Source organism: Catellatospora coxensis (genome assembly GCF_016862635.1).
Classification (GTDB): domain Bacteria; phylum Actinomycetota; class Actinomycetes; order Mycobacteriales; family Micromonosporaceae; genus Catellatospora; species Catellatospora coxensis.
The window spans coordinates 1-12,654 of record NZ_BONI01000142.1; the positions used below are offsets into that span (position 1 = coordinate 1).

Genomic DNA, 12,654 nt, shown 5'->3' on the forward strand with positions numbered 1-12,654 from the left:
GGGCGGGCCGTGTCGGATGACACGGCCCGCCCGCCTGGTGCGGCACTGCCCGCGATCAGTGGGACCGCTTCGACCTGCGGCCCAGCCACCAGACGGCGGCGACCGCCGCCGCGCCGATGAGCCAGGGTCGCGGGTTGCGGCGGACGCTGTGCATCACGTCGCGGCCCATCTCCTCCCACTCCTGCGAGCTGGACGGCACCCGGTCGGCGAGGTCGTGCACGACCTCGCCGGCCCTGTCCTTGGCCAGCACCGCCGTCGCGGCGACCTGGTCCTTGACCTCACCGGCCTGCGCGGCGACGGTGCGGCCCGACTCGGCCAGCGTGTGCCCGACCTCGCCGGCCTGCGCGGCGACCGCGCGGCCCGACTCGGCCAGGGTGTGCTTGAGCTGCTCCGCCGAAGCGGCGACTCCGTTGCTGTTCTTGGCCATTGAGCTGCCCTCCTCTGTCGCGCCGAGCACGCCTGAAGGGAACGGCGGCCCGCTGCGAACCGGATACCCGCGCGGCGGCCCGCTAACCTCCGTCGGGAGGGGACATGACGGCGCGCGGCGCTGCCCGGCCGGGCCCGGACGGCCGCCGGCGGCAGGTCTGTCCAGGTCAGCTTGGGCGTACGCCGCTGACGGCCCAGGCCCGAGCGGCCAGCGTGATGGACCCGTCGGCGGCGACGGGCAGCGCGTCGTGGAGCCGGTCACGCAGCGCGTCCCGGTCGGCCGCGGACAGCGTGGCCACGTGACCGGGCGCGGGTCCCTGCCCGCCGAGGAACGGCGTCCACAGGTCGGCGAAGTCCGCGAACACGGCGACCGCCTCGACCGGCCGCACCGTCACGGCGGCCAGGCGGGCGCGGGTCCACAGGTCCGCCAGTGGCTCGGGCCGGCACAGCGGGAAGCGGCGGCCCTCGTCGAGCGGCGCGGCGGCGGGATCGCCGGCGACGGCGGCGGTCCAGAAGTGCCGCAGCAGCGCCATACCCTCGGCGTAGTCCCAGACGTAGGCCGCGACCGTGCCGCCCGGCGCCGCGGCGCGCACGCACTCGGCCACGGCCTGCTCGGGTTCGGGCACGAAGTTGAGCATCAGGCCGCTGACCACGGCGTCGAAGGAGCCGTCGGGCACCGGCAGCGACCGGGCGTCGCCGCTGTAGAACGTCACCCGCGGGTCGGTGACACGGGTCCGCGCGTGGGCCAGGAAGCCTTCCGCGGGGTCGACCCCGGTCACCCGGGACGGCTCGGCCCGCGCGAGCACCGCGGCGGTCAGCGCGCCGGTGCCGCAGCCGACGTCCAGCCAGCTGCGCCCGGACGGCACTGCCAGCAGGCGCACGAACGCGTCCGCGATCCGCGCGCTCCACCGGCCCATGTAGACGTCGTACGCTTCGCCGGCCGTCCAGAGATCCGCCACGCGAACGAGGATACGACCGCCGTCCGACTCAGCTGACTTCGCGAACCAGCGTGAAGGCCCCGTTCTTGATCTGCAGCAGGATGAAGGTGGGGTTGGGCTGGGTGCCGTTCGCGCTGAACTGCGCCGGGCCCGAGAGCAGTTCGATGTCGCCGGGTTTGGTGTCGGCGATCGCCTTGCGTACGGCCTCGCGGTCGGTCGTGCCGGCCCGCTGGATCGCGTTGGCCGCCAGGCGTACGGCGTCGTAGCCCTGCATGGTGAACGGCCCCGGCTCGTGGCCGTAGGAGGCCCGGTACTTCGCCGCCCAGGCGTCGGCCTTGGGCTCGAACTGCGCCAGCGGCAGGGTGATGCCGTAGACGCCCTCGCCCTGCTTGTCGTCGAGCACGTCGAACAGGGTCGGGTCGGTGCCCGCGTCGGACAGCATGATCGTGTCGCGGTAGCCGCCGTCGCGCAGGTCGCGGATCATCCGGCCGGCCTCGGGGTAGTACCCGGTGAAGAAGACCAGGTCGGCGTCGACCTCCTTGACCTTCTCCAGCACCCGCGGGTAGCTGGTCGCGCCCTGGCTGACCTTCATCTGCCCGGCCAGCGTCAGCGGGCCGCCGTCCTTCTGCACGCTGGCGACGGTCGCGGCGGCCATTGTCTGCGGGAAGCTGGTGCCGTCGTCGATCACCAGGAGCCGGCGGCGGCCGAGCTTCTCCATCGCGTCGACGGCGCGGTCCGCCTCGATCGTGGTGGTGCCGGCGAGCAGGAAGACGCTGTCGTAGCCGGGCGCGAGCAGGTCGGTCGAGTTCGCCGCCGGGATGATCATCGGGATGCCGGCGGTCCGGAAGACCTTGAGCGTCGGCACCGCGGCCACGCTGCACCCGCCCCCGACGGAGACGGTGATGTCCCGCCCGGTCATCTCGTTGGCCTTCACCACGGCGGTGCCGGGGTCGCAGGCGTCGTCGCCCACGGCCAGCTCGACCTTCCGGCCGAGCACCCCGCCCGCGTCGTTGACGTCCTTGATCGCGATCTGGAACGCCTCCAGTAAGCGCTGCCCGGTGGGCGCGTTGTCGCCGGTCAGCGGGACGAGTGCGCCGAGTCGTACGACATCGGGTGCCTTGTCCGCTTCCTCGGGCTGGCTGCAGGCGGCCACACCGCCCAGCAGCAGGGTGGCCAGCAGCGCCACCGCCGTTCGCAGCCGCCGCGGCATTCGCGGTCCGTGGAGGATGTCCATATCGTGAATTATTATCAGAGTTCGCGGGATAAGCCGGAATTGCCGCGTGGAAGATCGCGTTGACCACCGGACAAGACCCGAATGGAGCGGCCGCCCGGCCACTCGGAGGAGGACCCCCGAAAAATGCACTGGCCGTCTTGGAGGCGGGCCGTCGAACGGCTCGGCAGGCGGGGCAACGCCGCCCGTCGGGCCGACCCGGTGCTGCGGCCGCGTCGCAGCCTCGGTATGACCGCCGCGCTCGCCGCGGTGCTGTGTGGGCTGGGCGCGTTCACCCTGTGGGGCACGCTCCAGGCCACCCGCGCCACCGAGGTGCAGAGCCAGGCGCTCGTGCTCGACGCGATCTTCAGCGAGGCCAGCGCCGCGGTGGCGGTGCAGGAGATGCAGGCCCGGCACTACCAGCTCGAACCGTCCGTCGCCAGCCGCGCCCGCTATCTGGAGTCGGCCGCGCAGGCCGACGCCACGCTGCGGCGCGCGGTGGAGCTGAGCACGGGGCCGGCACTGGAGGACGCGCTGCGGCTGCAGGCCGAGCAGTCGGCGTACCGGCAGGCCGCGGACGAGTTGATCATCATGGTGACCGACCGCAACCCCGACGCCGTCCAGCAGGACCGGCTGGAGGTCACCCCGGCGTACTACACACTCCAGCACGACATCACCGAAGTCGCCCGAGACCACCACACCCAGGCCCAGAAGCTCGTCGCCGACCTGCGCAAGACGCAGACCCGGATGTTCGCCGCGACGATCGTCGGGTTCGCCGTCGGCCTGGGCCTGGTCGCCGCGATCTGGCGGGTCATGCTCGGCTACCAGCGCCGTGTGCTCCAGCACGCCGAGGTCAGCCAGTACCAGGCGCTGCACGACCCGCTCACCGGGCTGGCCAACCGCCTGCTGTTCCAGCGCAGGCTGGAGGACGCCCTGGACCCGGCACGACCGGACGCCGAACAGCTCGCCGTGATGCTGATCGACATGAACGGGTTCAAAGCCGTCAACGACACCCTCGGCCACCAGGCCGGCGACGACGTGCTGGTGGAGACCGGGCACCGGCTGCGCAAGGTGGTCCGCGACGGCGACACCGTCGCCCGGCTCGGCGGCGACGAGTTCGCCGTGCTGCTGCCCAGCGTCACCTCGGCCGAGGGAGCCGTCGAGATCGCCGAGCGGGCCACCGGCGCGCTGCGGCGCAACTACCTGCTGCCCGCCGGCTCCGCGGCCGTCAGCGGCAGCGTGGGCATGGTCATCGGCCGTCCCGGCACCAGCGCCGAGGACATGCTGCGCCACGCCGACGCCGCGATGTACCGGGCCAAGACCAGCGGCAAGGGCGTCGCCCTGTACGACCCCGAGATCGACACCGACCAGCCCGGCCGGATGGCGCTGTTCGGCGACCTGCGCGCGCTGCTCACCGACGGCGACCCCGACGGGCAGCTGGTGCTGTACTACCAGCCCCAGGTGCGCCTCGCCGACGCCACCGTCAGCGCCACCGAGGCGCTCGTGCGCTGGCGGCACCCGCAGCTCGGGCTGCTGTCGCCCGGCGCGTTCCTGGGCGTCGCGGAGACCGGCGGGCTGGAGATCCCGCTCACCTACCATCTGCTCCGGATCGCGGTGAAGCAGGCCGCGCACTGGTGCGCGCAGGGCCGGCCGATGACCGTGTCGGTCAACGTGTCGCCGAACTGCCTGCTCGACGACGCCTTCGTCGGCCAGGTGCGCTCCGCCGTGGCCGAGCACGGGCTGCCGGCGACGCTGCTGCGCCTGGAGATCACCGAGAGCGGCATGACCACCGACCCCGGGCGGGCCCAGGACGCGCTGCGCCGGGTACGCCGGGACGGGGTTCAGGTCTCGATCGACGACTTCGGCACCGGCTTCAGCTCGCTGAGCCAGCTGAAGCTGCTCGCCGCGGACGAGTTGAAGATCGACCGGACCTTCATCCACGACCTGGCCACCGACCCCGGCGACGCCATCCTGGTGCGCAGCGCCATCGACCTGGCGCACAACCTCGGCCTGTTCGTGACGGCCGAGGGTGTGGAGGATCTCACCGCCCTGGCGATCCTCGACGAGCTCGGCTGCGACCAGGTGCAGGGTTTCGCGCTGGCCTACCCCGTGCCCGCCGACGAGCTCATGGCGGAGATCCGCAAGGCGCAGGACACCGCCCGGACCACACTCAAACCGCCCACCCGGCGCGGCACCGCCACCGTGCAGACGCAGACCGCGGCGGCCCTCAACCCGTGACCGCCGCGTCCGCCGTGCCGGTGCGGGCACGACGGGCGCGGCGGCCGTGTCATCGGGCGAACGCCTCGGCCGGCAGCCGGCCGGTCCGCGTCAGCGCGCGTAGACCTCGAACTCCGAGATCTGCGCCGCCGGCCAGCCGGTGTTCGCGGTGAACGTCAGCGTCAGCTCCCGGGCCGTGACCGCCGGGAAGGTGATCGTCACGACGTTGCCGGTCTCCGGGGCGAACAGGTGCTCGGCCGCGTCCACCAGCGGCGCGCCGTCTGCCGACACGGCGATGGTCTGCCACCGGCCGCCCCAGTTGGCGGGCAGTTTCAGCACGATCCGGCTGACCGACACCTGGTGGCCGAGATCCAGCGTGACGGTCTGCGGGAAGGCCCCGTTGAGGCTCTCGAAGTACGTCGACTGGTCGCCGTCAACCAGGTTCGGCGGCGCGATCCACCAGCCGGCCTGCGAGCTGGACGTGATGTCGCGGCCCAGAGCGAGGTTGCCGTCGGGGTCGAACCCGATGCCCCGCAGGCCCACCACGTACGGACCGGCGGGCGAGCTGCTGTGGATGGTCAGCAGGCCCGCGTAGTTGCCCGAGGACTGCGGGGCGAAGCGCACCTGCAGCGTGCAGGTCGCCCCGACCGCGATCACGGCGCAGCCGCTGTCGACGGCGTACCCGCGCGGCGGCACGACCGCGTCGACCGTGATCGGCCGCGGGCCGGGGTTGGTGATCGCGACGGGCCGCACCGCCTCGGTGCCGATCGGCTGGAAGCCGTACTCGACCCCGGTGGCCTGGGCGATCTCCAGCTGTCCGGCCGGGACGAAGCCGCAGCGGGCGCCCTCCCAGCCGAGATTGCCCGCGCCGCGGGTCACCGTGAAGCCGGTGGCGCAGTCGTGCACCCTCGTGTCGCCCAGCCCGAACGCGACGACCTTCGCGAACGACGCCGCCCCGGGTGCCTGCAACTGCAGGGCGACGGTGCCTGCCCCGGCGACGGTCACCCGCTCCACCGACACGTTCGTGATGGACTTGCCGAAGAACTGCATCCCGGCGTACGAGCTGTCCAGCAGAGTGGTGTCGCGGACCTGGACGGCCCCGGTCATCGGGGCGTCGGCGGCCCAGAACCACAGCGCGGCGATCTGCGTCGGCTCGTTGGGCACCAGGCTGCCGGTGCGCACCAGCAGGTTGCCGCTGATCGTGGTGGTGCCGGCGAGCGGGTTCGCGCCGAAGCGGTTGCCGACGTGCACGCCGCCGCCCTGGGTGACGGTGTCGGCGGCGACGTTGTCGCTGACCGTGTTGTCGCGGCCGCCGTACACCGCGAAGCCGTTGGCCAGCAGCGGCGCCGAGACCGTGTTGCGGGTGAAGGTGTTGCCCGTGTCCGCGTTCGCGGCCGACCACATGGCCATGCCGTCGTCGCCGGTGTTGCGCACGAACAGGTTGGTCACGGTGCTGTGGCTGACCCCGTTGTGCAGGTTGAGTCCGTCGGCCCAGACGTTTTTGATGCGACCGCCGTCGATCGTCAGGCCCTCGGACGGGCCGTCGAACCACATGCCCACCTTGACGTGCTCGACCCAGACGTTGCGGATGGTCGAGCCGCCGCCGAGCGAGCCGCCGAAGCCGCTGTCGATGGTGGCGTCGTCGCGCACCACGGTCTCGCCGAAGACGGCGAAGTCGGACAGGTGCACGGCCGTGCTCGGGTTCGGCGCGGCGTTGCCGAACACGCCGACGCCCGCGCCGCGCAGCACCGTGTGCCACGGGCCCGCGCCGCGCACCGTCACCCGGTCCACCTGGAGGTGGCGGGTCACGGCGTAGTCGCCCGGCGGAATCCACAGGCCGCGCTGCTGCTCGTGGGCGGCGTCGAGCGCCGTCTGCAGCGCCTGGCCGGAGTCGGCCGCGCCGCTCGGGTCGGCTCCGAAGTCGAGGGCGTTCAGGTAACCGGCGGGCGCGGCCGGGGCGGGGGCGACGACCTCGAAGTCGGCGAGGTCGACCACGGCGGCGGCGGTGGCCTTGAACCGCACCCGGGTGCCCGCGGGCAGGGTGCGGCCGAACATGGTGCGCGCGTCGTCGAAGTAGTGGTGCGGGCCGCGGTCGGCCGGTTCGTCGGTGTACGGGAAGTTGCCGTACACGTGCGAGTACTTCGAGGTCAGCGCCAGTTGCCCGGCGGGCCTGCCGTCGGCGGTGACGGTCAGCGCCGCCGTCGTGCCGTCCGGCACGGAGTAACGCACGTCGACCGCGTTGGCGGGCTTGGCCAGGGTGAACTCGACCCACTCCCCCGCGTCGAGGGCGACCGCGCGGCGGCCGGACGCCTCGGCGGCGAGCTGCGTGAACGCGCGGGTCGCGGCGAGCACGCGGCCGTCGGTGCGGGCGTGCTCGGCTTCGTACTCGGTGAACGGCACGGCCGCGCCGCGCGCGCCGTAGAGGACGGGCAGCGGCAGGGCGGTGCCGGGCAGAGTGGGCACGGTCGGGACGGCCGGACCGGCGACCGCGGCGCTCGGTCCGGCCAGGACGCCGGCCGCGGCGAACGTGGTCGCGGCCAGCAGGGCGGTGCGGAGCTTCATCAGTTGCTCCTATCGGGATGATTCGCGCGAACGTGGGCGCGCTCGTGGATGAGGGGGCACGGGGATCGCGGCCGGCACGCGGAGCGGGCGGTGTTCGGCGGCTGTTCCGGACACGTCGCGAGCGTGTTCCGAAGACGTCAGCAGATTAGGTCCGCCACTGCCGTCACGTCCAGAGGCTTACGCAAAATTCCAACAAACGTCCAGTGGGCACTTGCCGGGGCGGCCTGGTTGGCAAAGTGCCCCTAATCCCTGATCAGACAGTGCCTTTGACATTCGAGCGAAGCGTGGCAGGCTGAGCAGCAAGGCCGAACCGGGCCTCGTGACGGACCCTAGACAGCAGGGTTTACGCAAATAGCGTGCCACGTTATGCAAGTGTTTGCACGACGCGGCCAGGTCCACACTGGGCTTCTCGAAGGCGGATGATGGCGCGATGACGGACACGGTGCAGGCGGACGGCGGGGCGGCGCTGTGGACCCGCCGGACGGGCAGCGGGCCCCCGCTGGTGCTGTGCCACGGCGGGCCCGGGCTCTGGGACTACTTCGACGAACCGGCCGCGCTGCTCGACGGGGCCTTCACCGTCGTGCGGTGGGATCAGCGCGGCTGCGGCCGGTCTCCGTCTCCCGGGCCGTACACGATCGAGCAGAGCGTCGCCGACCTGCACGCGGTCGTCCGCGGCACCGGGCGTACGCCGGTCGCCGTGCTCGGCCACTCCTGGGGCGGCTTGCTCGCGCTGCGCTACGCCCTGGCCCACCCCGACCACGTCAGCCACCTCGTGTACGTGTCCGGCGTCGGCGTGGACCCGTCGGCCACCTGGCTGCCCGACTTCCTGGCCACCGTGCGCGCCCGGCTCGGCCCCCGCCTGCCCCGCTTCGACGAGCTGACCGGCCGCGAGCGCACCCCGGCGCAGGAGCGCGAGTTCGCGGTGCTGCAGTGGTCCGCCGACTTCGCCGACCCCGCGACGGCGTACGCCCAGGCCGAACGCTTCGCCACCCCGTTCCTCGGCGTCAACCGCGACTGCCACGCCGCCCTGTCCCGGCAGACCGACGAGTACGTGGACTCGGGCGCGGCGCTCGCCGCGATCATGGACCTCCACGCCCCCACTCTGATCATCGACGGCGCCCAGGACATCCGCCCCCGCCGCAGCGTGGACTCCCTGGCCCGATCCCTGCCCAACGCCCATCGGATCAGCCTCGATGCCGGGCACATGCCCTGGGTCGAGCAGCCGGCGGCCTTCACGGCCGCGGTGCGGGACTTCCTGCTCGCCGACCCGCTTACGAAGGCTCCGTCACGGCCCTGAGCAGGCGTGTGACCGGGCGACAAGGACGTGCTGCGCGGCGACAAGGACCCGATAACGGGCCTGGGCAGGCGCGCGGCTCAGTAACGTGGACGGCGTGACAGGCGACGGGATCACCCGCCGAGGGCTGCTCACCGGGGCGGGGGCCGCGCTGGTCGCCACGGGCCTGGGCGGCTGCGCCGAGCGCCCCGGCGCGACGACGCCCGCAGCAGCCGCCACCACGCCCACCCCCACGGCCGGTCCCACCCTGGACGAGGCCGCACTGCGCAAGAAGATCGCCCGGATGATGATCGTGGGTTTCCGGGGCGCGCAGGTCGGCCCCGACGACTGGATCATGAAGGCGATCGCCGAGCGGGGGCTGGGCGGCGTCATCTTGTTCGACCGGGACCAACTCACCGGCGAGAGCCGCAACATCAACTCCCCGCCTCAGGTCACCGCACTGATCAAGACGCTGACCGGGGCCGCCCCGCACGGCCTGATCGTCTCCATCGACCAGGAGGGCGGCAAGATCGCACGGCTCGGCCCGCAGAACGGCTTCCCCGCCACGAAGTCGCAGGCCGAGATCGGCGCGCTCAACTCTCCCCCGGCCACCAAGGCCTGGGCCGGGGGCATGGCACAGACCCTGGTGCAGATCGGGGTGAACTTCAACTTCGCCCCCGTCGCCGACCTGGCGGTGAACCCGGACAACCCGGCGATCGCCCTGCTCGGCCGCAGCTTCTCGGCCGACCCGGACGTCGTGGTGTCCTGCGCGACCGACACCATCGACACCTACCGCAAGGCGAACGTGCGCACCTCGATCAAGCACTTCCCCGGGCTGGGCAGCGCCACCGGCAACACCGACTTCGAGGCCGTCGACGTGACCGACACCTGGACCCGGGCCGAGATCGTGCCCTTCCAGCGCCTGATCCAGTCCGGCACCGCCGACACCGTCATGGTCACCCACTTCCTGAACCGCAGACTCGACCCCGACCGGCCGGTGTCGCTGTCCCACGCCGTCGTCACCGACCTGCTCCGCGGGCAGCTGGGCTGGGACGGCGTCGTGGTCACCGACGACATGCAGGCCGTCGCGATCACCAGCCGGTACGCCCGGGACGAGGCGACCACGTACGCTCTGGAGGCCGGGGTGGACCAGCTGGTCTTCTGCAACCAGGCGGTCTACGACCCGGCGATCGTCACCGAGACCGTCGAGCACGTGCTCGGGCTGGTCCGCGCCGGAAAGGTCCCCGCGGCGCAGATCGACCGGTCCGTGGCCCGCATCGACGCCCTGTGGCCACCGCGCTGAGCAGCCGAAACGTCGTTGCGGGGCCGACCCGCGAGCTCGCGCCCCCACCCCGTGCGCGAGGTCGGACGGCGATGACGGCACGGCAGCGGTCGGCGGTTCCGGACGCAGAACGTCCGCAATGAGCCCTAGGGTGCCGCGAGAACATCCTCCCGACCGACAAGGAGCCTCCCCATGGCCGAAGTGCTGCTTTTCCACCACGCGCAAGGGCTGACCGACGGCCTCCGGGCCTTCGCCGACCGGCTGCGGCAGGCCGGGCACACCGTGCACACGCCGGACTCGTACGACGGCAACGTCTTCGCGACGCTGGAGGAAGGGCTGGCCTACGCCCGCGAGACCGGGTTCGGCGAGATCGTGGAGCGGGGCGTACGGGCCGCCGACGCGCTGCCCGCCGAGCTGGTCTACGTCGGCTTCTCGCTCGGCGTGATGCCCGCGCAGCGGCTGGCCCAGACCCGGCCCGGCGCTCACGGCGCGGTGCTGCTCGAATCCTGCGTGCCGCCGTCGGAGTTCGGCGGCCCTTGGCCGGCGGCGGTGCCCGTGCAGGTCCACGGCATGGACGCCGACCCGTTCTTCGCCGGCGAGGGCGACATCGACGCGGCCCGCACGCTGGTCAAGGAGGCCGCCGACGGAGAGCTGTTCGTCTACCCGGGCGACCGGCACCTGTTCACCGACAGCTCGCTGCCGACGTACGACGCCGAGGCCGCCGCGCTCGTCACCGAGCGGATCCTCGGTTTCCTGGCCCGCTGACGCGGTCACGACCCGGCGAGGCCGTGGCGCCACGAACCTGCGTATCACTTCCCTGAACGGGTATTCCACCGGTTCTCTCATCGACACAAGGCCAGGTCGACCGGCGTTCGCCGAGGACCGCCCAGGCGTGGAGGACACGGTGGAGATCGGCCCTGCTCGACGTGGGCGTGAGCCGTGTCAGGTCACGTGAAAGGCGCGTGTAAGGGGGCTGACAGGCCGGCTCCCGATAGTTGCCGCATGACGAAATCTGCGATCACGGTCTCCGGACTGCGAAAGGCGTACAAGGACAAGGTCGTGCTCGACGGCATCGACTTCGAGGTCGGTGCGGGCACGGTGTTCTCCCTGCTCGGCCCGAACGGGGCGGGCAAGACCACCACGGTCAACGTGCTGACCACGCTGATGAAGGCCGACGGCGGCACGGTGCGCGTCGCCGGCCACGACCTCGCCACCGAGGCCAGGGCGGTGCGCGCGGCGATCGGCGTCACCGGCCAGTTCGCGGCGGTGGACGAGCTCTTGACCGGCCGGGAGAACCTGCAGCTGATGGTGGACCTGAGCCGGGTGCCGGCCAGGGACGGCGAGCGCGTCGTCACCGAGCTGCTGGAGCGGTTCGAGCTGTCGGAGTCGGCGGGCAAGCCCACGTCGACCTATTCCGGGGGTATGCGCCGCAAGCTCGACCTGGCGATGACGCTGGTCGGCGACCCGAGCATCATCTTCCTCGACGAGCCGACGACGGGCCTGGACCCGCGCAGCCGGCACACCATGTGGTCGATCATCCGCGGCCTGGTCGCCGACGGCGTGACCATCTTCCTCACCACCCAGTACCTGGAGGAAGCCGACCAGCTCGCCGACCGGGTCGCGGTGCTCGACCAGGGCCGCCTGGTCGCCCAGGGCACGCCCGACGAGCTCAAGCGCCAGATCCCCGGCACGCACGTCCGGCTCCGGTTCACCACCGCCGCCGAACTCGACGCGGCGGCACGGGTCCTTCCCGACGCCGCCGCGGACCCCGAGGCGCTGACCCTGCGGGTGCCCGGCGACGGCGGCACGAAGTCGCTGCGGGCCCTGCTGGACCGGCTCGACGAGTACTCCCTCAGCGCCGAGGAGTGCTCCGTGCACACCCCCGATCTCGATGACGTCTTCCTCGCCCTGACGGGCCACACCGCGGAGGTCGCGAAATGAGCGCCAAGTCCCACTCGCTGGTCATGCTGCGCCGCAACGCCAAGCACATCGCCCGGAACCCCACCTCGGTGTTCAACGCGGTCGTCATGCCGATCGTGATCATGTTGATGTTCGTGTACATGTTCGGCGACGCCTTCGACGTCGGGGTCGATTACATCGACTACGCGACACCGGGGCTGATGCTGCTGGCCGTCTGCTACGGGCTGGGGGCCACCGCGACCTCGGTGAACTCGGACATGACCAAGGGCATCATCAACCGGTTCAAGGTCATGGACGTGTCCCGCGGCGCGGTGCTGACCGGTCACGTCGTCGCCAGCGTGCTGACCAACCTGATCGCCATCGCGGCCCTCGTCGGCGTCGCGTTCCTGCTCGGGTTCAGCCCGGCGGCGAGCCTGACCGACTGGCTCGGCGTGGTCGGCGTGATCGTGCTGCTCGCGTTCGCGGCGGGATGGCTCACCGTCGCCCTGGGACTGTCGGCGAAGTCGCCGGAGACCGCGGGCATGGCCGCCGTGCCGCTGGTCATGCTGCCGTTCTTCAGCAGCGCGATCGTCCCGGCCGAGAAGATGGGCCCCGGCCTGCGGCAGTTCGCCGAATACCAGCCCTTCACCCCGATCATCGAGACCCTGCGCGGGTTTCTCGCCGGCGCGCCGTCGGCCGGCGACGTGATCCCCGCTCTCGCCTGGTGCGTGGCCATCGCCGTCGTCGGCTGCCTGTGGGCGCGATCCACGTTCACCAAGCGCGCCTGACCGCCGCCTGATCCGAGGCCGCCCACGGCGTGCCACGGGATCCTTTCCGGATCCCGTGG

General features: G+C 72.2%; 9 protein-coding genes and 1 pseudogene. 6 read left to right on the forward strand and 4 right to left on the reverse strand.

Features of this window, described 5'->3' with window-relative positions:
• Positions 1-55: 55 nt before the first annotated feature.
• The 3 genes from Cco03nite_RS40965 to Cco03nite_RS40975 all read right to left on the reverse strand — a co-directional run bounded on the left by Cco03nite_RS40965 (position 56) and on the right by Cco03nite_RS40975 (position 2,598).
• Complete coding sequence (locus Cco03nite_RS40965) at positions 56-427, reverse strand: hypothetical protein (RefSeq protein ID WP_203699447.1); 372 nt, start codon at positions 425-427, stop codon at positions 56-58.
• 166 nt (positions 428-593) lie between these two features.
• On the reverse strand, positions 594-1,385 hold the full coding sequence (locus Cco03nite_RS40970) for a class I SAM-dependent methyltransferase (RefSeq protein WP_239168072.1): 792 nt from the start codon (positions 1,383-1,385) through the stop codon (positions 594-596).
• Between the two features lie 28 nt (positions 1,386-1,413).
• Positions 1,414-2,598: a branched-chain amino acid ABC transporter substrate-binding protein gene (locus Cco03nite_RS40975; RefSeq protein WP_203699448.1), complete on the reverse strand. Its 1,185-nt coding sequence runs from the start codon at positions 2,596-2,598 to the stop codon at positions 1,414-1,416.
• A 123-nt stretch (positions 2,599-2,721) separates the two neighbouring features.
• On the opposite strand from Cco03nite_RS40975, the gene Cco03nite_RS40980 reads away from it, so the two are divergent.
• Positions 2,722-4,812: a putative bifunctional diguanylate cyclase/phosphodiesterase gene (locus tag Cco03nite_RS40980; RefSeq protein WP_203699449.1), complete on the forward strand. Its 2,091-nt coding sequence runs from the start codon at positions 2,722-2,724 to the stop codon at positions 4,810-4,812.
• 90 nt (positions 4,813-4,902) lie between these two features.
• Here Cco03nite_RS40980 and Cco03nite_RS40985 read toward each other — a convergent pair whose 3' ends face one another.
• Positions 4,903-7,353 carry a discoidin domain-containing protein gene (locus Cco03nite_RS40985; protein ID WP_203699450.1) on the reverse strand — a complete coding sequence of 817 codons (2,451 nt, stop codon included), beginning with the start codon at positions 7,351-7,353 and terminating at the stop codon, positions 4,903-4,905.
• A 430-nt stretch (positions 7,354-7,783) separates the two neighbouring features.
• Between Cco03nite_RS40985 and Cco03nite_RS40990 the strand changes: the two genes are divergently transcribed.
• The 5 genes and pseudogenes from Cco03nite_RS40990 to Cco03nite_RS41010 all read left to right on the forward strand — a co-directional run bounded on the left by Cco03nite_RS40990 (position 7,784) and on the right by Cco03nite_RS41010 (position 12,595).
• On the forward strand, positions 7,784-8,650 hold the full coding sequence (locus Cco03nite_RS40990; protein ID WP_203699451.1) for an alpha/beta fold hydrolase: 867 nt from the start codon (positions 7,784-7,786) through the stop codon (positions 8,648-8,650).
• Positions 8,651-8,744: 94 nt separating this feature from the next.
• The gene (locus Cco03nite_RS40995; RefSeq protein ID WP_239168073.1) at positions 8,745-9,929 is read left to right on the forward strand and encodes a glycoside hydrolase family 3 N-terminal domain-containing protein; all 1,185 of its coding nucleotides are present in this window, start codon (positions 8,745-8,747) and stop codon (positions 9,927-9,929) included.
• A 165-nt stretch (positions 9,930-10,094) separates the two neighbouring features.
• A pseudogene (locus Cco03nite_RS41000) lies at positions 10,095-10,673 on the forward strand (dienelactone hydrolase family protein); the annotation flags it as partial.
• 237 nt (positions 10,674-10,910) lie between these two features.
• Positions 10,911-11,849, forward strand: a complete 939-nt coding sequence (locus Cco03nite_RS41005; RefSeq protein ID WP_203699453.1) for an ATP-binding cassette domain-containing protein — start codon at positions 10,911-10,913, stop codon at positions 11,847-11,849.
• Positions 11,846-12,595 carry an ABC transporter permease gene (locus Cco03nite_RS41010; RefSeq protein ID WP_203699454.1) on the forward strand — a complete coding sequence of 250 codons (750 nt, stop codon included), beginning with the start codon at positions 11,846-11,848 and terminating at the stop codon, positions 12,593-12,595. The genes Cco03nite_RS41005 and Cco03nite_RS41010 overlap by 4 nt, the downstream gene beginning before the upstream one ends.
• Positions 12,596-12,654: the final 59 nt, after the last annotated feature.

Bases quoted from the DNA above. Each gene is read 5' to 3' on its own strand.
- Cco03nite_RS40990 (WP_203699451.1), top strand. From the start codon at position 7,784: ATGACGGACACGGTGCAGGCGGACGGCGGGGCGGCGCTGTGGACCCGC.
- Cco03nite_RS40965 (WP_203699447.1), bottom strand. From the start codon at position 427: ATGGCCAAGAACAGCAACGGAGTCGCCGCTTCGGCGGAGCAGCTCAAG.
- Cco03nite_RS40985 (WP_203699450.1), bottom strand. From the start codon at position 7,353: ATGAAGCTCCGCACCGCCCTGCTGGCCGCGACCACGTTCGCCGCGGCC.
- Cco03nite_RS41005 (WP_203699453.1), top strand. From the start codon at position 10,911: ATGACGAAATCTGCGATCACGGTCTCCGGACTGCGAAAGGCGTACAAG.
- Cco03nite_RS40975 (WP_203699448.1), bottom strand. From the start codon at position 2,598: ATGGACATCCTCCACGGACCGCGAATGCCGCGGCGGCTGCGAACGGCG.
- Cco03nite_RS40980 (WP_203699449.1), top strand. From the start codon at position 2,722: ATGCACTGGCCGTCTTGGAGGCGGGCCGTCGAACGGCTCGGCAGGCGG.
- Cco03nite_RS41010 (WP_203699454.1), top strand. From the start codon at position 11,846: ATGAGCGCCAAGTCCCACTCGCTGGTCATGCTGCGCCGCAACGCCAAG.